The sequence below is a fragment of the Erwinia sp. PME.40.26/001 genome (assembly GCF_055556675.1).
In genome coordinates this window covers 34,004-55,628 of sequence record NZ_JBVHNP010000011.1, presented here as the reverse complement: position 1 = coordinate 55,628, position 21,625 = coordinate 34,004, and the positions used below count along the sequence as shown (strand labels likewise).

Annotated in this window: 15 protein-coding genes; 11 read left to right on the top strand and 4 right to left on the bottom strand. The window is 58.2% G+C overall.

Annotation, left to right across the window (positions count from 1 at the left end; all coding sequences use genetic code 11):
* Window positions 1-12: 12 nt before the first annotated feature.
* Window positions 13-1,470 (bottom strand): membrane-bound lytic murein transglycosylase MltF, encoded by a 1,458-nt coding sequence (mltF, locus tag ACZ3HG_RS20625; protein ID WP_191934675.1) that lies wholly within the window; start codon window positions 1,468-1,470, stop codon window positions 13-15.
* A 270-nt stretch (window positions 1,471-1,740) separates the two neighbouring features.
* Here mltF and purL point away from each other — a divergent pair, with 270 nt between their 5' ends.
* The 7 genes from purL (at window position 1,741) to ACZ3HG_RS20590 (ending at window position 13,505) form a co-directional block, all read left to right on the top strand.
* The gene (purL, locus tag ACZ3HG_RS20620) at window positions 1,741-5,625 is read left to right on the top strand and encodes a phosphoribosylformylglycinamidine synthase (RefSeq protein ID WP_191936869.1); all 3,885 of its coding nucleotides are present in this window, start codon (window positions 1,741-1,743) and stop codon (window positions 5,623-5,625) included.
* Between the two features lie 671 nt (window positions 5,626-6,296).
* Window positions 6,297-7,679 carry a HAMP domain-containing sensor histidine kinase gene (locus tag ACZ3HG_RS20615; RefSeq protein ID WP_465334259.1) on the top strand — a complete coding sequence of 461 codons (1,383 nt, stop codon included), beginning with the start codon at window positions 6,297-6,299 and terminating at the stop codon, window positions 7,677-7,679.
* Entirely contained in the window at window positions 7,679-8,437 is a 759-nt protein-coding gene (gene qseG / locus ACZ3HG_RS20610) for a two-component system QseEF-associated lipoprotein QseG (protein ID WP_465334207.1), read from the top strand. The genes ACZ3HG_RS20615 and qseG overlap by 1 nt, the downstream gene beginning before the upstream one ends.
* The gene (gene glrR / locus ACZ3HG_RS20605; RefSeq protein WP_465334205.1) at window positions 8,434-9,768 is read left to right on the top strand and encodes a two-component system response regulator GlrR; all 1,335 of its coding nucleotides are present in this window, start codon (window positions 8,434-8,436) and stop codon (window positions 9,766-9,768) included. The genes qseG and glrR overlap by 4 nt, the downstream gene beginning before the upstream one ends.
* A gap of 177 nt (window positions 9,769-9,945) precedes the next feature.
* A complete protein-coding gene (glnB, locus tag ACZ3HG_RS20600) occupies window positions 9,946-10,284 on the top strand; it encodes a nitrogen regulatory protein P-II (RefSeq protein ID WP_062744629.1) in 339 nt (112 codons plus the stop codon).
* A 156-nt stretch (window positions 10,285-10,440) separates the two neighbouring features.
* Window positions 10,441-12,339 carry an NAD(P)-binding protein gene (locus ACZ3HG_RS20595; protein ID WP_191936868.1) on the top strand — a complete coding sequence of 633 codons (1,899 nt, stop codon included), beginning with the start codon at window positions 10,441-10,443 and terminating at the stop codon, window positions 12,337-12,339.
* Window positions 12,336-13,505: a c-type cytochrome gene (locus ACZ3HG_RS20590; protein ID WP_465334202.1), complete on the top strand. Its 1,170-nt coding sequence runs from the start codon at window positions 12,336-12,338 to the stop codon at window positions 13,503-13,505. The genes ACZ3HG_RS20595 and ACZ3HG_RS20590 overlap by 4 nt, the downstream gene beginning before the upstream one ends.
* 90 nt (window positions 13,506-13,595) lie before the next feature.
* Here ACZ3HG_RS20590 and hmpA read toward each other — a convergent pair whose 3' ends face one another.
* The gene (hmpA, locus tag ACZ3HG_RS20585; protein WP_191934682.1) at window positions 13,596-14,780 is read right to left on the bottom strand and encodes an NO-inducible flavohemoprotein; all 1,185 of its coding nucleotides are present in this window, start codon (window positions 14,778-14,780) and stop codon (window positions 13,596-13,598) included.
* Between the two features lie 332 nt (window positions 14,781-15,112).
* Here hmpA and glyA point away from each other — a divergent pair, with 332 nt between their 5' ends.
* Window positions 15,113-16,366, top strand: coding sequence for a serine hydroxymethyltransferase (gene glyA / locus ACZ3HG_RS20580; protein WP_191934683.1), 1,254 nt, complete (start codon window positions 15,113-15,115; stop codon window positions 16,364-16,366).
* A 123-nt stretch (window positions 16,367-16,489) separates the two neighbouring features.
* Window positions 16,490-17,626: a 3-phenylpropionate MFS transporter gene (locus tag ACZ3HG_RS20575; RefSeq protein WP_191934684.1), complete on the top strand. Its 1,137-nt coding sequence runs from the start codon at window positions 16,490-16,492 to the stop codon at window positions 17,624-17,626.
* Here the strand turns inward: ACZ3HG_RS20575 and csiE are convergent, their stop codons facing one another.
* A complete protein-coding gene (csiE, locus tag ACZ3HG_RS20570; RefSeq protein ID WP_465334199.1) occupies window positions 17,627-18,895 on the bottom strand; it encodes a stationary phase inducible protein CsiE in 1,269 nt (422 codons plus the stop codon).
* A 178-nt stretch (window positions 18,896-19,073) separates the two neighbouring features.
* Here csiE and ACZ3HG_RS20565 point away from each other — a divergent pair, with 178 nt between their 5' ends.
* Window positions 19,074-19,676 (top strand): DUF1007 family protein, encoded by a 603-nt coding sequence (locus ACZ3HG_RS20565; RefSeq protein WP_191934686.1) that lies wholly within the window; start codon window positions 19,074-19,076, stop codon window positions 19,674-19,676.
* Window positions 19,667-20,668 carry a nickel/cobalt transporter gene (locus tag ACZ3HG_RS20560; RefSeq protein WP_191934687.1) on the top strand — a complete coding sequence of 334 codons (1,002 nt, stop codon included), beginning with the start codon at window positions 19,667-19,669 and terminating at the stop codon, window positions 20,666-20,668. Before ACZ3HG_RS20565 ends, ACZ3HG_RS20560 begins: the two co-directional genes overlap by 10 nt.
* 73 nt (window positions 20,669-20,741) lie before the next feature.
* On the opposite strand, the gene suhB is transcribed toward ACZ3HG_RS20560, so the two are convergent.
* Window positions 20,742-21,545 carry an inositol-1-monophosphatase gene (gene suhB, locus ACZ3HG_RS20555; protein ID WP_191934688.1) on the bottom strand — a complete coding sequence of 268 codons (804 nt, stop codon included), beginning with the start codon at window positions 21,543-21,545 and terminating at the stop codon, window positions 20,742-20,744.
* Window positions 21,546-21,625: the final 80 nt, after the last annotated feature.

Here is a 21,625-nt window from a genome sequence, read left to right as displayed (position 1 = left end):
GACTGAGTCGGTTCAGTTTAGCGCGATTTTTGCTGCCACCGCCGGATAACCGCTGCCCAGTTCGGCCTCCATCGCCGCCTGCTGGGCCAGCTTTCTCTCCTGATCCTGCAGATAGCCAACCAGGCTCAGCTGATATTTGCGAATATTTTCCACGTAGGCATAAGCTTCATGACCGCGCGCGTAGCCGTAGGTGGTCTGGCTGTAGTAGCGTTTCTGACTCAGCATGGGCAGGCGGACTTTGACGTCAGCCCAGCTATCCGGATCCCCTTTCTGCTTTTCCGTCAGCTTGCGTGCATCAAGCATATGGGCGTACCCCATGTTATAGGCCGCCAGCGCAAACCAGATACGTTCATCTTCCGGCACGGTGGGCGGCACCTTTTCCATCATGCGTACCAGATACTCACTGCCGCCGCGTATACTTTGCTCGGGGTCGGTACGGTCACTGACGTTCAGGCTGTCAGCGGTGTTACGCGTCAACATCATCAGGCCGCGTACCCCGGTCGGTGAAGTGGCCTGCGGGTTCCAGTGTGATTCCTGGTAGGAAATGGCCGCCAGCAGACGCCAGTCGATAATCTGCGCGTACTTCTCGAACAGCGGCTGAATGTCCGGGAGTGTGCCGTCGATGGCGCGCAGGAAGGTGCGCGTGTCGACATAGTCAAAGGTGCCGACGTGACCCAGATACTTCTCATCCAGTCGGGCCATCGCACCTTCTTCGCTCATCTGGTTAAAGAAGTCGAGCAGGGCCGCATTCATGCTGTCGTCCTGCTCGTGCTGCACGTACCAGGTGACCGGCTCTTCATCGGTAATGTCAAAGGCCACAGCCAGCTGCGGATGGATCCGCTGCATCAGGGCAATGGTGACCGAGTCCCCCACCGTATAATCGAGTTTGCCGTCTGCCACCGCCTCCAGCAGGCCCTGGGGCGTCTGATCGGTGGAGATCGCCCAGTCGAGGTCAGGATACTGATGCGCTTTCACATTGCGCAGCGTCGAAAGATAGGCTGAGCCGGATGCCGCCGTCAGGCGACCTTTCAGATCGCCGAGGTTTTTGGGGCGCGGAGCGCCAATGCGGTACACCAGCTGTTGGGAAACGGAATAATAGGACGGGCCCGCACGAAAACGCGCCAGCCGTTCATTATTATAAATTAAGCCGGCCGCCAGCAGGTCGGCCTTGTCATCTTCCAGGTCATCAAACAGATCGCCCAGATTAGGACGAACGGTGACTTCAAGCTTCACACCTAAATAACGGGCGAAGCGCTTCGCCAGCTCGTAGTCCATACCCGCTGGTGATTTATTGACCGTGTAGTAAGTCAGCGGAGAATTAATCGTGCTGACACGAAGTACTCCCCGCGATTTTATCTGTGCAATCCGGTCGGTGGAGTCCCCGTACCATGGGATAGACGGCCACAGCGCAAGCGCCAGAAGTACCGTGATCAGTCCGACCAGCAGATAATTAAATTTAAGGCGTTTCAAATAGTTATCTCTCGATGGTTCTCAGGTGTCTGTCTTCTATGGCAGTATTTGTGGTCTATAATTGGCCCTGAGCGTGGGGCATTCTGCGCAACTCCGCGCGGCTCCGCAACTGAATTCCATCCGATTTGTGTGTTTTTCAGGCAATTCCTTATCGCGATAAATTCTGCGCAAACGGTTTCGTAACGGGTGCGGATTCACTATAATACCGCCCGTTTTCCCCTGTTGCGCCCAATGAAGCGTCGCCCGGCGCTTCGAGACGAGAGATCTTTAATGATGGAAATTCTGCGTGGTTCGCCCGCTCTGTCGGCATTTCGTATTAACAAACTGCTGGCCCGTTTTCAGGATGCTCACCTGCCGGTGAGTGACATTTACGCTGAGTACGTCCATTTCGCTGATGTCAGCGCGCCGCTAAGCACGGATGAAAAATCCCGTTTGCAGCGCCTGCTGAAATACGGCCCCTCTCTCGCTGAACATACCCCGGAAGGTCGCCTGCTGCTGGTGACGCCTCGTCCCGGTACCATTTCGCCCTGGTCTTCCAAAGCGACGGATATCGCCCATAACTGCGACCTGCCGCAGGTGCTGCGTCTTGAGCGCGGTCTGGCTTTCTATGTCAAGGCGCCACAGTTAACGGAAGCGCAGTGGGGGGCACTGGCGGCCCTGCTGCACGACCGCATGATGGAAACCGTGTTTACGGATCTGAAGCAGGCCGACGCGCTGTTCGTTCAGCATCAGCCTGCGCCGGTACAGAGTGTAGACGTGCTGGGTGAAGGGCGTAACGCGCTGGTTCAGGCCAACATTAAACTGGGGCTGGCGCTGGCTGATGACGAAATCGATTACCTGCAGGCGGCGTTTGAACAACTGGGGCGCAACCCGAACGATATCGAACTGTACATGTTTGCTCAGGCCAACTCTGAGCACTGCCGCCATAAAATCTTCAACGCCGACTGGGTGATTGACGGGCAGGTTCAGCCGAAGTCGCTGTTCAAAATGATTAAAAACACCTTTGAGAAGACCCCCGATCACGTGCTGTCAGCTTACAAAGACAACGCCGCCGTGATGGAAGGTTCTCAGGTCGGGCGCTTCTACGCGGACGCGCAGGGCCATTACGATTTCCATCAGGAAGAGGCCCATATCCTGATGAAGGTGGAAACCCATAATCACCCGACGGCGATCTCGCCGTGGCCGGGTGCCGCTACCGGTTCCGGTGGCGAAATCCGCGATGAAGGGGCCACCGGGCGCGGCGCAAAACCCAAAGCCGGACTGGTCGGGTTTTCCGTATCGAACCTGCGTATCCCCGGCTTTGAACAGCCGTGGGAAGAAGATTTCGGCAAGCCCGATCGCATTGTTACCGCGCTGGATATTATGACCGAAGGCCCTCTGGGGGGCGCAGCGTTTAACAACGAATTTGGTCGTCCGGCCCTGAACGGCTACTTCCGTACTTACGAGGAGCGCGTCAACAGCCATAATGGCGAAGAACTGCGCGGCTACCACAAGCCGATCATGCTGGCGGGTGGTATCGGTAATATCCGTGCCGATCACGTACAGAAAGGTGAAATCACCGTCGGTGCCAAACTGATCGTGCTGGGTGGCCCGGCGATGAATATTGGCCTGGGCGGCGGGGCCGCATCCTCAATGGCTTCGGGCCAGTCAGATGCAGACCTCGACTTTGCGTCTGTGCAGCGTGATAACCCTGAGATGGAACGGCGCTGTCAGGAAGTGATTGATCGCTGCTGGCAGCTGGGTGAAGCGAACCCGATCCTGTTTATCCATGACGTGGGAGCGGGCGGTCTTTCTAACGCCATGCCGGAGCTGGTGAGCGATGGTGAACGCGGCGGACGTTTCAATCTGCGCGACATTCTGAACGATGAGCCTGGCATGAGTCCGCTGGAAGTGTGGTGTAACGAATCCCAGGAGCGCTATGTTCTGGCCGTTTCCCCGGACAGCCTGGCGCTGTTTGATGCCCTGTGCCAGCGCGAGCGTGCTCCGTACGCGGTGATTGGTGAGGCCACCGAAGAGATGCACCTGTCTCTGTCGGACAGCCATTTCGACAATACCCCCATTGATATGCCGCTGGACGTGCTGCTGGGTAAGACCCCGAAAATGACCCGCGACGTTGCCTCGCTGCAAGCGAAAGGCGAGCCGCTGGCGCGTGACGGGATCACCGTGGCGGATGCGGTAAACCGCGTCCTGCATCTGCCGACCGTGGCGGAGAAGACCTTCCTGATCACCATCGGCGACCGTTCGGTCACCGGTATGGTGGCCCGGGACCAGATGGTCGGGCCATGGCAGATCCCAGTGGCCAACTGTGCGGTGACCACCGCCAGCCTCGACAGTTACTACGGTGAAGCCATGGCGCTGGGCGAACGTGCCCCGGTAGCGCTGCTCGACTTTGCCGCCTCCGGTCGCCTGGCCGTAGGGGAAGCGCTCACCAATATCGCGGCGACCGCCATCGGCCCGCTGACGCGTATCAAACTGTCGGCAAACTGGATGGCCGCTGCCGGTCACCCGGGCGAAGATGCCGGGCTGTATGAAGCAGTGAAAGCCGTAGGTGAAGAGCTGTGCCCGGCGCTGGGGATCACCATCCCGGTCGGCAAAGACTCTATGTCGATGAAAACCCGCTGGCAGCAGGGAAGCGAACAGCGTGAGATGACCTCTCCGCTGTCGCTGGTGATCACCGCCTTTGCCCGCGTGGAGGACGTGCGTAAAACCGTGACCCCACAGCTGCAGACGGGTGACAATGCCCTGATGCTGATTGACCTGGGTAAAGGCGTCAATGCGCTGGGGGCAACGGCGCTGTCGCAGGTCTACCGTCAGTTGGGCGACAAGCCTGCCGACGTGCGTGACGTGCAGCAGCTGGCAGGTTTCTATAACGCTATCCAGGCGCTGGTGGCCGATGGCAGGCTGCTGGCCTACCACGACCGCTCTGACGGCGGCCTGCTGGTGACGCTGGCAGAGATGGCCTTTACCGGCCACTGCGGCGTAGAAGTCGACATTGCGGCGCTGGGCAGCGACAGCCTGGCAGCCCTGTTTAACGAAGAGCTGGGCGCGGTTATCCAGATCGCGGCCGCCGATCGTGAGGCGGTGCAGCAGGTGTTTGCCGATCATGGTCTGAGCGACTGCATTCATCTGCTGGGCCGGGCCGTGGAAGGCGATCGCTTTGTGATCGCTTCAGGCGATACGCCCGTTTACAGTGAAAGTCGCACCACGCTGCGTACCTGGTGGGCAGAAACCACCTGGCAGATGCAGCGCCTGCGCGATAACCCGACCTGCGCAGACCAGGAACATGACGCGAAGAAAGATGACCGCGATCCGGGCCTGAACGTGGCGCTGACCTTTAAGCCACAGGAGGATATCGCAGCGCCGTACATCGCGACCGGCGCACGTCCGAAAGTGGCGGTGCTGCGTGAACAGGGCGTTAACTCTCACGTTGAGATGGCGGCAGCCTTCCACCGTGCCGGTTTTGACGCCGTTGATGTGCACATGAGCGATCTGCTGGCAGGCCGTCGCGGCCTGGCGGACGTCCAGGCGCTGGTGGCCTGTGGCGGCTTCTCCTACGGTGATGTTCTCGGGGCAGGCGAAGGCTGGGCCAAGTCGATTCTGTTTAACACCCGCGTGCGCGACGAATTCGAAACCTTCTTCCACCGTCCGCAGACGCTGGCGCTGGGGGTCTGTAACGGCTGCCAGATGATGTCTAACCTGCGCGAGCTGATCCCCGGCAGCGAAGAGTGGCCGCGTTTTGTGCGTAACCAGTCCGAACGTTTTGAAGCCCGCTTCAGCCTGGTGGAAGTGGCGGCCAGCCCGTCGCTGCTGCTGGACGGCATGGCCGGTTCACGCATGCCGATTGCGGTATCGCACGGTGAAGGCTTCGTGGAGGTGCGCAGCGATGCGCATCTGGCCCAGCTGGAAAGCAAAGGTCTGGTGGCGCTGCGTTTCGTCGACAACTTCGGCAAGGTGACGCAGCAGTACCCGGCGAACCCGAACGGCTCGCCGAACGGGATTACTGCCGTGACGAACGAAAGCGGCCGCGTGACCATTATGATGCCGCACCCGGAGCGCGTTTTCCGCACGGTCAGCAACTCCTGGCATCCGGCAGAGTGGGGCGAGGACAGCCCGTGGATGCGTATTTTCCGTAATGCGCGTAAACAACTGGGCTAAACCCCTGCCTGAGCGAACGACTGTACCTGCTAACCGGCCTCTCAGGAGGCCGGTTTTTTTGGGGTTTTACGGCGGTCAGACAGCCAGTGTTGCTATTTCACTACAAAGTCGCCCCCGCCCTGTCTCCAAAAGGAGACATCTAAGCAACTGATTTTTAATGCTTGTTTTTTTTCGTCTGAATGGTGTAGCCATTTGGCGACAGTTTTGCAGACCCGATGGTCAAAAATGGGCTGTGCTGTAGGTAGAAGAGCATTAAAATCCAAATATTTCAGCGGTTTAAAAATATATTTTCAATATGGCACAGTTATTGCTATATTACCCTCAGTGGCTCATTCACCTGGTTATGACAGCCCTGCGCAAGCGGTCAAGTGCCCATAACACCCAGAATGACGCACAATACGGTGCCTGTCGTCCACCATACCGATAATCGTTCACTCTGTGACGTTATCAAACATCGGACGCAACGTTGAGTTAGGCACCACCTATTCAGTTACGCGGGCTTTCCGGCGTAACACCAGTGGCCGGTTCTTTGAACCGGCCATTTTCATTTTCTCCCCGCGCACTTTCTTATCCGCTCACTCTCAGCTAGCATCGCCGTAACTACTGCAAAGAGAACCTGTGTCGTGAAGAAATGGCGTCTGTTACCGCGATCGTTACGTCAGCTGGTGCTGATGGCCTTTTTACTGGTGTTATTACCGTTACTGGTGCTGGCCTGGCAGGCCTGGGAAAGTCTGTCGGCGCTGAGTGACCGCGCCGCCGATACCAACCGTACCACGCTGACCGATGTGCGCCGCAGTGAAGCCATGGCGCGTACCGCACTGGAGCTGGAACGCAGCTACCGTCAGTATTGTGTGCTGGACGACCCGATGCTGGCACGGCTTTATCAGACTCAGCGTAGCCGCTACTCGCAAATGCTGGATGCCCACGCTCCGGTGCTGCCAGATATGCGCACCTGGCAGATTCTGCGTCAGAACCTGACGCAGCTGAGTCAGATTAAATGCGTCAACAGCAGCCCGGTGCCTGCGGCAGCCGACCAGCTTGAAGCGTTCTCTGCCGCTAACAGCCAGCTGGTGCAGGCCACGCGTGAAGTGGTGTTTTCACGCGGTCTGCAGTTGCAGCGTGAGATTGCCGAACGGGGTCAGTATTTTGGCTGGCAGGCGCTGATCCTGTTTCTGCTCAGTTTCGGTCTGGTCATGCTCTTCACCCGGATGATTATCGGCCCGGTGAAGGCGGTTGAACGGATGATTAATCGGCTGGGAGAAGGCCGACCGCTGGGACAAAGCCTCGCCTTTAAAGGGCCGCGTGAGATCCGTTCACTTGGACAACGGATCCTCTGGCTCAGCGAGCGTCTGGCCTGGCTGGAGTCCCAACGGCATGAGTTTCTGCGCCATATCTCCCACGAGTTAAAAACCCCGCTGGCCAGTATGCGTGAGGGCACCGAACTGCTTGCCGATCAGGTGGCCGGGCCCCTGACGCCCGATCAGAAAGAGGTCGTCAGCATTCTTAACGACAGCAGCCGCCACCTGCAAACGCTGATCGAACAGCTGCTGGACTATAACCGCAAGCTGGCCGATGGACCGGTAGCGCTGGAAGATGTCGAACTGCGGCCGTTAATTGATACGCTGGTTTCCTCCCACAGTCTGACGGCCCGCGCTAAACTGCTTCATATTGATATCGATTTGCAGGCAGACCGCTGCCGTGCTGAACCGACTTTGTTATTGAGGGCCATCGATAATCTTTACTCCAATGCGGTACACTACGGTGCAGAATCCGGAAATATCTGGATCCGCAGCCGGCAACAGGGAAACCGCGTCCTCATTGAGGTAGCGAACACCGGAACCCCCATTCCTGCGGCGGAACAGGCAATGATCTTTGAACCCTTTTTCCAGGGAAACCTGCAACGTAAAGGGGCGGTCAAAGGCAGCGGACTGGGGCTGAGTATTGCCAAAGACTGCCTGCGACGGCTGCAGGGGGACTTACAACTGATTGACAGCGTTGATGCTGATGTCTGCTTCCGCATCGAATTAAACACCACCGCCGGGACGTTATCATAATGGAATCATCACGTTTTTCTGCCGCGCCGCACGACGGACGCCTGGGCAGATTTGCCGTTACTGTCATACTGGCGCTGGGGCTGCTGGGATGCAGTCAGCCAGCAACTCAGAAGGTTGTCAGCCGTGCGGATATCCCGGTGAGCGAACCTGATGTCAAAATTGTCGATTATCAGAGTGTTGCCTGCGAGAATATCTGGGCATTTGCGGATGTTGCTGCCACCGGGAACCCTCTCTACTGGCTGCGCACCATCGACTGTGGTATCCGACTGTCGCCCGTGGATGCCCGTGCAGAAGCCCGTCGTTGGCCTGGTAATGACTGGCAGAGCGCCTTCAAACAGGCGGTATTACTGAATAATGGCAACGTGACGCCCGTTGAGCGACGTGAGTTTCTTAAACGTCTGGACAGTTACAGCTATGACTATCCCGCATCGGTACGCCCGTTACTGATGCTGTGGCGCGAAGGGCAGGGCTCACAGTTACAACTTTCTGAAGAGCGGATGCGCTATGCCCACCTGCAGGAGAGCAGCGACGGTCAGCTGGACGCGCTTCGCCAGCAGCAAATCCGCCTGAAGAACGAACTTGTGGTGACCCGACGCAAGCTCGATACCCTGACCGATATTGAACGTCGTCTGTCGTCGCGCCGCTCTCCGGATGCTTCCGATAGCACCAGCCACGGCGATGATACCACCACTCCGGATAGCCACAGTCCCGGCGAGGCCCCGGCTGATAATCTGCCACAGGATGATGCCAACCCATGATGAAAAAGTCAGCAAGGTTGCTGCTGGTCGATGACGACCCGAGTCTGTTAAAGCTGCTGGGGATGCGCCTGACCAGTGAAGGGTTTAGCGTCACCACCGCAGAAAGCGGGCCGGAAGCACTGCGGGTGCTGAACCGCGAGACAATCGATCTGGTGATCAGCGACTTACGTATGGACGAGATGGACGGCATGGCGCTGTTTGCTGAGATCCAGAAGCTGCAGCCGGGGATGCCGGTCATTATACTCACTGCCCACGGCTCGATCCCTGACGCGGTGGCGGCGACGCAGCAGGGCGTGTTCAGTTTTCTCACCAAGCCGGTCGACCGCGATGCCCTGTATAAAGCTATCGACGGGGCGCTGGCCCACCGCGCCCCTTCCAGTGATGAAACCTGGCGCGAAAGCATTGTCACCCGCAGTCCGGTGATGCTGCGTCTGCTCGATCAGGCGCGGATGGTGGCGCAGTCCGATGTCAGCGTGCTGATCAACGGCCAGAGCGGCACCGGCAAAGAGGTGCTGGCCCAGGCGATACACGCCGCCAGTCCGCGCGCGGGCAAAACCTTTATTGCCATCAACTGCGGGGCTCTGCCGGAGCAGCTGCTGGAATCAGAGCTGTTTGGCCATGCGAAAGGAGCTTTTACCGGCGCTGTTAGCAGCCGTGAAGGGCTGTTCCAGGCCGCCGAGGGCGGGACGCTGTTCCTCGATGAGATCGGTGATATGCCACAGGCTTTACAGGTCAAGCTGCTGCGCGTGCTGCAGGAGCGAAAGGTTCGCCCGCTGGGCAGCAACCGCGACCTCGACATTGATGTGCGCATCATCTCTGCCACACATCGTGATTTGCCTAAGGCGATGGAAAAGAAAGAGTTTCGCGAAGATCTGTTCTACCGCCTTAACGTGGTCAACCTCAAGATCCCGGCGCTGCATGAGCGCGCTGAAGATATCCCCCTGCTGGCTAATCATCTGCTTAAGCAGTCTGCCGAACGGCATAAGCCTTTTGTACGCAGTTTCTCCATCGATGCGATGCGCCGTCTGATTGCCGCCGCCTGGCCGGGCAACGTCAGGCAGTTGGTGAATGTGATTGAGCAGTGCGTGGCGCTGACGTCCGCCCCGGTGATCGGGGAAGCGCTGGTGGAACAGGCGCTTGCCGGGGAGAATACGGCGCTGCCGACCTTTGCTGAGGCGCGCAATCAGTTTGAACTGAACTATCTGCGTAAGCTGCTGCAAATGACCCGTGGCAATGTCACCAACGCCGCACGGCTGGCGGGACGCAACCGCACAGAATTCTATAAGCTGTTATCGCGACACGAACTGGATGCTGCCGATTTTAAAGAGTAATTTTCACTGCGGTTAGCCGGTCCGGTTATGGTAGTTTATCTGCCTGAAAAGAGACGGACATCCGCTATACCCATGGCGATCACCGGTTTGCCACCCAGGCGCAGGCAGGCTGAGTGTTACGGGTATATAGTTAACTGATTATCCGTCCGCGTACGGAGGGAGAGAAAAGGGTCAGCCATGAAAAAAATTGATGCAATTATCAAACCGTTCAAACTCGATGATGTGCGTGAAGCGCTGGCGGAAGTCGGCATCACCGGGATGACCGTAACGGAAGTCAAAGGCTTTGGTCGTCAGAAAGGCCACACCGAGCTGTACCGTGGTGCTGAATATATGGTCGACTTTCTGCCTAAGGTAAAAATTGAAATCGTCATTGCTGACGATATCGTTGATACCTGTGTGGATACCATTATGCGCACGGCGCAGACGGGCAAAATCGGCGATGGGAAAATTTTCGTCTTTGACGTCGCCCGCGTGGTGCGTATCCGCACCGGTGAAGAAGACGAAGAGGCGATTTAAACCGCCCGTGACTGCTCAGGGGCCTGTCGGTTCAGGCCCCTGTTGTTATTTCTGCCCGTCTTTCTCCCTTCCTTTGACAATCGCTCTCCTGTCCGGACAATAAGCCCCCCGAAGCCTTCAGGCTGAACTGCCACTTTTCAACAGTTAAGGACGATTATGGCTATCACCCGCCGCGATTTTCTCAACGGCGTCGCGATCACTGTCGCCGCCGGTATGACCCCCCTGCAGATATTACAGGCCTCGCCGTTACAGGCGCAAAAGACGCTGTACTATCCTCCTTCGCTTACCGGTCTGCGCGGCAACCATCCGGGATCCTTTGAAAATGCCCACCGCCTGGGCCGCGATAATGTGGCGTTCGATTTCGACTCTCAGCCGGTAACCGAAGACTACGATCTGGTGGTGGTCGGGGCCGGGATCAGCGGTCTGGCGGCCGCCTGTTTCTGGCAGCAGCTCCATGGGAAACAGCAGCGTATTCTGTTGATTGATAACCATGATGACTTTGGCGGCCATGCTAAACGTAATGAGCTTAACGGGCTGCTGGGTTACGGCGGCAGTGAATCCTTCCAGTCTCCGCGTTCCAATTTTAGCCCGGTGGTGATGGATCTGATTAACACTCTCGGCATCAGTCTTGACGGCATGGAGCAGGGCTTTGATAAAACCTTCTACCCGGATCTGGGCCTCAGTCGTGGAGTTTACTTTGACAGGAAAAATTTCGGCGTGGACAAAGTGGTCAGCGGCGATCCGGGCAGGGTAGTGGCCGACGATATTCCGCGTGACCGGCTTAACGGACGCTCGTGGCAGGCCTTTATCAATGATTTTCCGCTGCCGGAAAGCGACCGTGAGGCGCTGATTGCGCTGCATACGGTACCGAAGGATTATCTGCCAGGACTGAGCCAGCAGGAAAAAGTGGCCTGGCTGGATAAGCACAGTTACAGCACCTTCCTGCGTGAGAAAGTGGGGTTAAGTGAACAGGCTATCCGCTACTTCCAGCAGTCGACTAACGATTTTCAGGCCGTCGGTATTGATGCCACCGCCTGCAGCGATGCGCGTATCTGCGACCTGCCCGGCCTGGACGGTATGGGACTGCCGCCGCTGGATGAGGAATCTCAGGCCGATCTTGACGACCCCTACGTCTTCCACTTCCCGGACGGGAACGCCACGCTGGCCCGCCTGATGGTGCGCAAACTTATTCCGTCTGTGACCTCCGCCGGACAGAATATGAATGATATCGTGCAGGCGACATTTGACTACAGCCAGTTAGACCGGCCGGATTCCCCCGTCAGACTGCGCCTGAACAGCACCGGGATGCAGGTGGTAAATGTGGGTAACCACGCTGAGGTGAGCTATATGACCGGTGATACGCTGACTCGTGTACGCGCCGGACGGGTGATAATGGCCGGTTATAACATGATGATCCCCTATCTGGTGCCGCAGATGTCGCCCGCGCAGCAGGAGGCACTGAAGCAAAACGTTAAGGCACCGCTGGTCTACAGCAAGGTGAAGATTGCCAACTGGCAGCCGTTTATTCAGCTGGGCATCCACGAGTTTTATGCGCCCGGTGCGCCATACTCCCGCGTTAAGCTCGACTATCCGGTAAGCCTGGGCGGTTATCACCACCCGCACGATCCCCGGCTGCCCATCGGGCTGCACATGGTGTATGTGCCAACGCTGCCGGGCAGCGGACTCAGCCCGCGTGAGCAGTCACGCAAAGGGCGCGCCATGTTGCTGGGCACGCCGTTTTCGGTACATGAGCAGATGATCCGTGAACAGCTGCAGGCGATGCTCGGCCCGGCAGGTTTCGACCATCAGCGTGATATCCAGGCGATCACCGTTAACCGCTGGTCACACGGCTACTCTTATGCCCTGAGCGGCATGTTTGATGATGAAGAAGAGGCACAACGAACTATCGAACGCGCCCGTGCGCCCGTTGGTAATATTTTCATTGCCAACGCCGACGCCGACTGGAGCCCTTACGCACACTCGGCTATCGATCAGGCCTGGCGGGCGGTCAATGAGCCGGCAGGAGGCACGTCAGCCCCGGGGGAAGCGTCATGAAGAGGGCCATCTTCAGCCTTATGCTGCTGGCAGGCGGCCCGACCTGGGCGATGTCGCCGGGGGAATACGTGGCAAAAGCAGCCGACTGTACGGCCTGCCATACCGCGCAGGGGGGCGTACCGATGGCGGGCGGGCTGCGCTTTGCCACGCCGGTAGGGGATATTTACAGCACCAATATAACCCCTGATAAACAACACGGCATTGGACGCTACACGTTTGCAGAGTTTGACCGGGCGATGCGACAGGGTGTAGCTCGTGACGGTCATCGTCTTTATCCGGCCATGCCCTACACCGCTTATGCAAAAATGAGCGAGGCGGATATGCACGCGCTGTACGACTTTCTGCTGCGGGAGGTGCCCGCCAGTAGCCAGGCGAACCGCGACAGCGACATTCCCTGGCTGCTTTCGGCGCGCTGGCCGCTGGGCATCTGGAACGTACTGTTTCATGAAGACCGCCGTTATCAGCCTGATACGCAACAGAGTGCGCAATGGAACCGGGGGGCTTATCTTGTGCAGGGGGCAGGGCACTGCGGGAGCTGCCACACGCCGCGCGGCTGGGGAATGCAGGAGCAGGCGCTGGATCAGCAGAGTGATGTTTATCTCAGCGGCGCAGAGCTGGACGGCTGGTATGCTCCCTCGCTGAGAGGATTGCCGGAGGAGGAGCTGGTGGCGCTGTTGAAAACCGGGCGTAGTGCCCGGGGCGCGGTAGCCGGACCGATGGCGGACGTGGTCACCCACAGTACTCAGTATCTGACGGAGGCCGACCTCACCAGCATGGCCGTCTATCTGCGGAGTCTGCCTGCGGCCCCGGCAGCCCGCAGTCATCCCGCCACGCCTTCCGCCGCAGGGGCGAAAACCTATGCCATGTACTGTTCAACCTGCCACGGCAGTGAGGGTGAGGGCAACGCTCACACCATTCCTGCGCTGGCAGGGAATGCCACGCTTACGGCGGACAATCCGCTGACCGCGCTGCGCGTGGTGCTGGACGGGGCACAGACGCCTGTTACACAGCAGGGGATGGCGCAGACCATGCCGGGTTACGGCTGGGCGCTGAATGATGTTCAGATGGCCGAACTGATGAACTACGTGCGTCACAGCTGGGGCAATCAGGCCCCGGGGGTGAAACCTGAGCAGGTGACGGAGGCGCGCCGTCAGGCGGAGAAATAGGGCGGAAAGACATCCGGGGTGAAACGGGTGGAACCCTGTCGCCTGCTGCTGACATTCAGCAACAGGCGAAGGTGTCCCCGCAGGGCCGGGTTACAGCGCCTTATGCGGACCAAAGACTTCATAATGAATACGGTCTTTCGTCACGCCCAGTTCGAGCAGGCGTTTCTCTACCAGCGCCATAAAGGCCAGCGGTCCGCACAGATAGTAGTGCATGGCCGGATCGCTCAGACGGGATTCCAGCGGCAGCAGGTTCATCAGCCCGCGGCTGTCGTAGCGGCCCTGATCCTGTTCCTGCGGATGGTTATACCAGACATGCTGCCAGAACTGCGGCAGCCGTGCGCCCAGTCTGGTCACTTCTTCAGCGAAGGCGTGTGTGGCCCCGTTTTCCGTGGCGTGCAGCCACTGGACACAGGCAGGATGTTTGTCGGCTGCCAGCTGGTTCAGCATGGCCAGCATGGGCGTCAGGCCCACACCACCCGAAATCAGTGTCACTGGTGTCTCCGGGGTCACATCGAGGAAGAAATCCCCGGCGGGCGGTGCCAGGTGGACCCGCTGGCCCGGCTGTTGCTGATGCAGCCAGCTGGAAAGAACCCCCCCTTCCTCATGACGAACGGCAATACGGTAGTCGCGACCGTTTGGTGTGCGGGTCAGTGAGTACTGGCGGATCTCCTGATTGGCAAAAGAGGGATCTTTCACCCACAGGGCGAGATACTGGCCGGGTTTGTAGTCTGCCACTGGCTGACCGTCCGTCGGGGTGAGGATAAAGCTTTTGATCACCGTGCTTTGTGGCGTGATCTCACTCATGACAAACTCACGCTGCCCCCCCCGCCAGCCCCCGACTTTCTCCTCGGTCTCTTCATAAATCTGCTCTTCGCGCTGGACAAAAATCCCCGCCAGCACGCCATAGGCTTTACCCCAGGCCTCAAGGACTTCTTCTCCCGGATGCAGCATTTCATCAATGCTGGCCAACAGGTGCTTACCGACAATGGGATACTGGTCCGGGCGGATCGCAAAACTGGTATGTTTCTGGGCGATTTTTTCCACCGCAGGGCCCAGGGCCGCAAGGTTATCCAGGTTGCTGGCATAGGCGCAGACGGCATTAAACAGCGCTTCAGGCTGGTTGCCGCTGCTCTGATTGCTCATATTAAAAATGTCTTTCAGCTCAGGATTGTGGCTGAACATACGCTGATAGAAATGGGCGGCCAGGCGCGGGCCGAGTGCAGCAATGGCGGGAATGGTGGATTTCACAGTAGCAATGGTTTGGCTGTCCAGCATGGCGTGCTCCTTAGCAGGGATTATAAACATGTATTTTAAATGTATCTTATAACCGCGCAGCTAATTCTGTAAATACACCTTATGAGTTAAGGGGTATTTTTTCGCACGTAACATCCGCTTCAGAACAACAGCCTGTCTGCGGCGGGCGAGGATACGCCCCGATCGGGGGCTGGCAGAAAACTGTAACTAACCCTTGCCAATCCTGAAGCCAATCGTTTGCGTAAAAAGGCGGCCGTGATGCTATTCAACGGGTGGGTAAACAGTTTAAACTGTTTACCATCACCCCCGAGGGGGCATTCATTTTTGAAAGTCAGTTGAGTCAGGAGATGCAGATGTTAAAGCGTGAAATGAACATTGCCGATTACGATGCCGAATTATGGCAGGCGATGGAGCAGGAGAAAGTGCGTCAGGAAGAGCACATCGAGCTGATTGCCTCAGAGAACTACACCAGCCCACGCGTGATGCAGGCTCAGGGATCTCAGTTGACCAACAAGTACGCGGAAGGGTATCCGGGCAAACGCTACTACGGTGGCTGTGAGTATGTGGATATCGTTGAGCAACTGGCGATTGACCGTGCGAAAGCGCTGTTCGGTGCCGACTACGCTAACGTGCAGCCGCACTCAGGTTCTCAGGCCAACTTCGCCGTTTATACCGCGCTGCTGCAGCCGGGCGATACCATTCTGGGGATGAACCTGGCCCACGGTGGCCACCTGACTCACGGTTCCCCGGTTAACCTGTCCGGTAAACTGTACAACGTTATTCCTTACGGCATCGACGAAAGCGGTAAGATTGATTACAACGAACTGGCCGAACTGGCGAAAAAGCACCAGCCGAAAATGATCGTGGGCGGCTTCTCTGCTTACTCAGGCGTGTGCGACTGGGCCAAAATGCGTGAAATCGCCGACACGGTAGGCGCTTACCTGTTCGTCGATATGGCGCACGTTGCGGGTCTGATCGCGGCTGATGTCTACCCTAACCCCGTTCCTCATGCGCACATCGTGACGTCGACCACCCACAAAACGCTGGCCGGTCCGCGTGGCGGTCTGATCCTGGCGCACGGCGGCGACGAAGATTTTTACAAGAAGCTGAACTCTGCCGTCTTCCCAGGTGGCCAGGGTGGCCCGTTGATGCACGTTATCGCGGGGAAAGCGGTCGCCTTCAAAGAAGCGATGGAGCCTGAGTTCAAAACCTATCAGCAGCAGGTTGCTAAAAACGCCAAAGCGATGGTGGAAGTCTTCCTGGCGCGTGGCTACAACGTTGTCTCCGGCGGTACGCACAACCACCTGTTCCTGCTGGACCTGGTGGACAAGAACCTGACCGGTAAAGAAGCGGATGCTGCCCTGGGTCGTGCCAATATTACCGTGAACAAAAACAGCGTTCCTAACGATCCGAAGAGCCCGTTTGTGACGTCCGGTATCCGTATCGGCTCCCCGGCGGTGACCCGTCGCGGCTTTAAAGAAGCAGAAGTCCGCGAACTGGCAGGCTGGATCAGCGATATTCTTGACAATATCAATGACGAAGGCGTGAGCGAGCGCGTGAAGAAGCAGGTACTGGATATCTGTGCGCGCTTCCCGGTTTACGCATAACCTGAGCGCGTCTCCTCGCAGCCACAGGGGAGCCTGACCACTGATAGCGGGACACCAACGTGTCCCGCTATTTTTTTATCTCCCGCCACGGTGTACATTAGCCTCCACTTTGTCGGAGGGAAAATGACGATACGTTCCACGTACTGGCTTGGACTGAGCTACTTCACCTACTTTTTCGCCTATGGCGTCTATCTGCCTTTCTGGGGCGTCTGGTTAAAAGACAGCGGTCTGCAGCCGGAAAAAATCGGTCTGTTACTGGGGTGTGGCATGATTGCGCGCTTTGCCGGTAGCCTGATGATTGCTTCCCGCGTTACCAATCCCTCCCGACTGATTACGGTGCTGCGCCTGCTGGCGCTCCTGACCCTGCTGTTTGCGCTCGGCTTTTGGGCGGGTTCCCAGTGGTTATGGCTGTTGCTGGTGATGGTGGGGTTCAACCTGTTCTTCTCACCGCTGGTTCCCCTGAGCGATGCGCTGGCCGCCACCTGGCAGCGGCAGATTGCGCTGCCCTACGGCCCGGTGCGGCTCTGGGGATCGCTCGCCTTTGTTATCAGTTCAGCCCTCACCGGCGTGCTGGTGACTCATTTTTCCTACCACGCTATTTTAGTGCTGCTGTGTGTGGGCTGCGGGGCGATGATCGGCGGGATGCTGCTGCGGCCTGCGGTGATGCCGCAGGGGGCGGAAAAACAGGCACAGCATGCCGGATGGGCGCAGTGGAAGCAGATGCTGAGTGAGAACGCCGTCTGGCGTTTCCTGCTGTGCGTGACGCTGATGCAGGGGGCACATGCGGCCTATTACGGGTTCAGCGCCATCTACTGGCAGGAGGCGGGCTACTCATCGGGCACGGTGGGCTACCTGTGGTCGCTGGGGGTGGTGGCTGAAATCATCATTTTTGCCGCCAGCCACCGGCTGTTTCGCCGCTGGAGCGCGAGTGATCTGCTGCTACTTTCCTGTATTTCGGCGCTGGTACGCTGGAGTATCATGGCTTCATCCACCGATCTGGGCTGGCTGATCGCCGCACAAATTCTCCACTGCGGCAGTTTCACCCTCTGCCATCTGGCCGCGATGCGCTTTATCGCCGCCCGTGACGGCGGAGAAGTTATCCGGCTGCAGTCCGTCTACTCGGCGCTGGCGATGGGCGGCGGGATCGCCCTGATGACCATGGTCTGTGGCGTGCTGTTCCAGCATCTGCAGGGGGGCGTATTCTGGGTGATGGCGCTACTGGTTGTACCGGTGCTCTTCCTGCGGCCAAAAGTGAGCTGATTACGACTCCAGCAGCGTACGGATGCTGCGCTGCTGGTGTTCTCCCAGCGGCAGTTCCGCATGGATCAGCGGGGGAGAATAGAGCGGCAGCGGGGTGGCATAGGGGGTGATCACCAGCGCGATGCCTTTCGGCGCACTGTGACGCTGGAAATCGGCAACATCCTGATACTTGATATTCAGCGGCAGCAGCGTCAGTTCGCGCAGCTGCTGTTCGACCTGACGTTCCAGCTCCCGATCGTGACCGATCAACAACAGCACCTGTTTTTCCTGCAGGGCGCTCTCCTGCATCAGCCACGCCCCGAAAATAATCGCAATCAGCCCCATCTCTTCATCGCTGAACTGGACACCGTACTGCTGTTCAAAAGCGGCCACCGCCTCACGGGTGGTGCGTAACAGCCGGGGATACTGCTGGGCGATATCCTCAACCAGGCTGTGGTCAATGCCGATAGCGAACAGCGCACGCTCCAGGGCCTGTGCCAGATGCGTATACAGCTGCGCACTGAGCCCGTCATCATTACTGAACACCATGCCCGACAGCGCCTGAAAGCGTTGAATCAACAGCTGAACAGACTGCAGCAGCTGGCGCTCATGCTCTGCGTGAGGATGTTGCAGCATCGGGATATGCAGCTGGCTGAAGAGCAGGGTAAGCAGGTCGCTCTCACTGGCGGTGGCCTGATAGCCACGCTTGCGCCAGCAGCGGACTATCTCCTCCGCCAGCGCCGACTCGCTTTTTCCTCTCAGCCACCGCTGCTGAACCGGGGTGAAGGTGGGTTGGCAGGGCCAGGCGAGGGAAAAACGCAGCCAGACCTGCAGGAACTGGGCGTCACGGGGGCTGAACTCCCGCCCCAGATGCAGTGAGCAGTGCTGAATTAGCGCCAGCAGATTGTGTTCATCATACAACGCTTTATCAACGGGTAGCGAATGAAGCTGCTGTCTGATGGCGCGGGAAAAATCGGTATGAATAAATGATGGCGACAGGCGCAGCGCACGGCGCAGGCCGTGCAGCAGACAGAGGCGGCGATCCAAATCCGTTCCACAAAGTGACAGCGCGCCCTGACCGTCCTGCTCAATGACAAGACGGTGATAACGCTGGATTTCCTCTGCGACCTTCGCTATATCTTGCCGGGTTACGGCGTGTTCCACTCCGTTAAGCTGGCAAACCGACTCCTCAGTTACAGGGGACGCAGGCAGGCAGAGCATTAAAAGCAGGTGGCAACGGCGCTGTTGACTGGACAGGACAGAAATTTCTGGTGAGTGTGCACTCATCATCTGTGATCCCAGTGACGATTGATTCTGCTAAGAATAGCCTGACCCGCAGACGCTGTGGCCGGTGGGGGGCGCTTTTATTCAGAGCTTTTAAGACAGGTCACAAAAATAATCGACAAAAACTGAGGTGGGGTTTATTTTGTTATATTATAACAGGTGGGTGGCAGCCGCTGTCGTGTTGATGGCGCTTCTGACCCAGCGTGCCGGGGCGCACCCGCACAGTTTTATCGATATGCAGACCACCCTGGTTCACCAGGGTGATCGGCTCACCGGGCTGAAAATGCGCTGGGTGATGGATGAAATTACCTCTGCTGACCTGTTGTACGATGCCGGAACGGCAAAGCCAGACTCGGTGGTGTGGAAAAAACTGGCGGCAGAGGTGATGGCAAACGTGCTGGGCCAGCATTATTTTAGCGAGTTCTGGCACCAGAAGCAGCCTGTCAAATTCGACAATCTGCCCCCGGAGTATCATCTGTCGCGAGAAGGGCACAAGGCGGTGCTGGAGTTTATCCTGCCGCTGGCCCACCCACAGGCGCTGAAAGGCCAGCGTTACCTTTTTTCCACCTTCGATCCGACGTACTTTGTAGATATGTATTACGACTCTGAAAAATCCCTGACCGTCCCTGCTGAACTGGCATCGCAGTGCCGTTTCGAACTGCACACCCCAAAACCAGATGCCTCCATGCAGGCCTATGCGCTGTCACTGGATAAAGCCGATGCGCCCGCTGAAGAGATGGATCTGGGGCGGCAGTTTGCCCAGACGGTGACCCTGATATGTCAGTAAACGACACCGTTCGTCTGCCGCACAGGGCGGCGATCTGGCCTTTTGCACTGCTGATGGTGATGCTGGCGGGGGCAGGCGTGTGGGGCTGGCAGCACTGGCCGCAAATCCTGCTGCAAAGCATTTTGTGGCAGAAGGAACTGCATCAGCACATGACCGGGTTACTGCAGCAGGTGGCCAGTAATCCTCACCAGGCAGGAGTGACGCTGATGGGCTTCAGCCTGCTGTATGGCGTGCTGCATGCGCTCGGGCCCGGGCATGGCAAAGTGGTGATTGCCACCTTCCTGGCCACCCATCCGACCAAAATGAAAACCAGTCTGCAGCTGACGCTGGCCGCTGCCGTGGTACAGGGGGGCGTGGCCATCGCGCTGGTGACCGTGATGCTCGGCGTGTTACAGCGGTCGTCCCGTGAGCTTCATCTCAGCAGCTACTGGCTGGAGAAGGGCAGTTATTTACTGGTCTGCGGGCTGGGGCTCTGGCTGTGCTGGCGCGCGTTGAAAAAACTGCGGCTGGCGCTGCGCCCGCCGGCAGCGCGAATGACCATCACCCGCATCCTGCCTGCCGATCATCAGCACAGCGACCACTGCGGCTGCGGCCACCAGCACGTGCCGGACAGCGCGATGCTGTCCCAGGTGACTGGCTGGAAAACCCGGGCCGCCGTGGTGCTGTCGATGGGCCTGCGGCCGTGCTCGGGAGCGATCATGATGTTGCTGTTCTCGAAAGTGATCGGCGTGTACCTCTGGGGCGTCCTGTCGGCGGTGGTGATGGCGCTTGGCACCGCGATGACAGTGTCGGCGATGGCCCTGCTGGTGCAGCTCTCCCGTGCGCTGGCCCGGCGGTTAACCCAGAACCGTGGCCAGGCTGGCTGGCACGGCGTGGCGCTGAACAGCCTGGCGCTGCTGGGGGGGATCCTGCTGGTCGCCGCCGGCGCGCTTCTGTGGGTCAGCGCTCAGCCGGCGATGTCCGGCGGCATCCGTCCGATGTTTCTGCCATAAAAAAGGGCTGACCACTGCGTGGTCAGCCCTGAATGGAGAGTGTGTGTCTCCGGTAGCCCTTTTACGACAGCAATTAACGCTTCAGGGCTTCACTCAATTCGTCACGCATATTGGCCAGCATTGCTTTCACGACGCGCGGGTTACCGGCGACGATGTTGCCTGACAGCATATAGCCATGTGCGCCAACAAAGTCAGTAACCAGACCGCCTGCTTCACGCACCAGCAGTTCACCGGCGGCAAAATCCCACGGTTTCAGGCCGATCTCGAAGTAACCATCAACGCGACCCGCGGCCACATAGGCCAGATCCAGCGCAGCAGAGCCGGTGCGACGGAAGTCTGCACACTGGGTAAACAGTTTGCCTACGATGTTGATATACGGGGTCGCGTGCTGTTTTAGTTTGAACGGGAAACCGGTCGCCAGGATGGTGCCATCCAGATCGCGGGCGGTGCCGCCGCGCAGGCGGTAGCCGTTAAGCTGGGTGCCCTGGCCGCGAACGGCGCTGAACAGTTCATTACGCATCGGATCATACACCACCGCGACTTCGGTACGGCCTTTAATGCGCACGGCGATGGAAACACAGAAATGGGGCAGGCGTTTGATGTAGTTGGTGGTGCCATCCAGCGGATCGATAACCCATTGTACATCCTGGTCTTCGCCCTGCAGTTCACCGCTCTCTTCAGTAATGATGGTGTGCTGAGGGTAGGACTTGCGGATCACTTCAATAATCTGGCGTTCCGCTTCACGGTCAACATTGGTGACAAAATCGTTGCTGCCCTTCTGGGTGGCTTCGACTGAGTCCGGGGTTTCATAGTGCTTAGCAATTACGTTTCCGGCCTTGCGCGCAGCGCGCACGGCAATGTTGAGCATTGGATGCATATTAAGTTTCGTCTCGCTGGATGTTAAAGAACGGTATATCATTTATCTGATATAAATCGGCGCGTAGTATAGCAGGGCAT

Excerpts from the sequence above, each read along its gene's own strand:
- ACZ3HG_RS20560 (WP_191934687.1), top strand. The coding sequence starts at position 19,667 with ATGTCAGTAAACGACACCGTTCGTCTGCCGCACAGGGCGGCGATCTGG.
- ACZ3HG_RS20575 (WP_191934684.1), top strand. The coding sequence starts at position 16,490 with ATGACGATACGTTCCACGTACTGGCTTGGACTGAGCTACTTCACCTAC.
- ACZ3HG_RS20615 (WP_465334259.1), top strand. The coding sequence starts at position 6,297 with ATGGCCTTTTTACTGGTGTTATTACCGTTACTGGTGCTGGCCTGGCAG.
- glnB (WP_062744629.1), top strand. The coding sequence starts at position 9,946 with ATGAAAAAAATTGATGCAATTATCAAACCGTTCAAACTCGATGATGTG.
- ACZ3HG_RS20595 (WP_191936868.1), top strand. The coding sequence starts at position 10,441 with ATGGCTATCACCCGCCGCGATTTTCTCAACGGCGTCGCGATCACTGTC.
- ACZ3HG_RS20590 (WP_465334202.1), top strand. The coding sequence starts at position 12,336 with ATGAAGAGGGCCATCTTCAGCCTTATGCTGCTGGCAGGCGGCCCGACC.
- csiE (WP_465334199.1), bottom strand. The coding sequence starts at position 18,895 with ATGATGAGTGCACACTCACCAGAAATTTCTGTCCTGTCCAGTCAACAG.
- glrR (WP_465334205.1), top strand. The coding sequence starts at position 8,434 with ATGATGAAAAAGTCAGCAAGGTTGCTGCTGGTCGATGACGACCCGAGT.
- hmpA (WP_191934682.1), bottom strand. The coding sequence starts at position 14,780 with ATGCTGGACAGCCAAACCATTGCTACTGTGAAATCCACCATTCCCGCC.
- qseG (WP_465334207.1), top strand. The coding sequence starts at position 7,679 with ATGGAATCATCACGTTTTTCTGCCGCGCCGCACGACGGACGCCTGGGC.
- ACZ3HG_RS20565 (WP_191934686.1), top strand. The coding sequence starts at position 19,074 with ATGGCGCTTCTGACCCAGCGTGCCGGGGCGCACCCGCACAGTTTTATC.
- purL (WP_191936869.1), top strand. The coding sequence starts at position 1,741 with ATGATGGAAATTCTGCGTGGTTCGCCCGCTCTGTCGGCATTTCGTATT.
- glyA (WP_191934683.1), top strand. The coding sequence starts at position 15,113 with ATGTTAAAGCGTGAAATGAACATTGCCGATTACGATGCCGAATTATGG.
- suhB (WP_191934688.1), bottom strand. The coding sequence starts at position 21,545 with ATGCATCCAATGCTCAACATTGCCGTGCGCGCTGCGCGCAAGGCCGGA.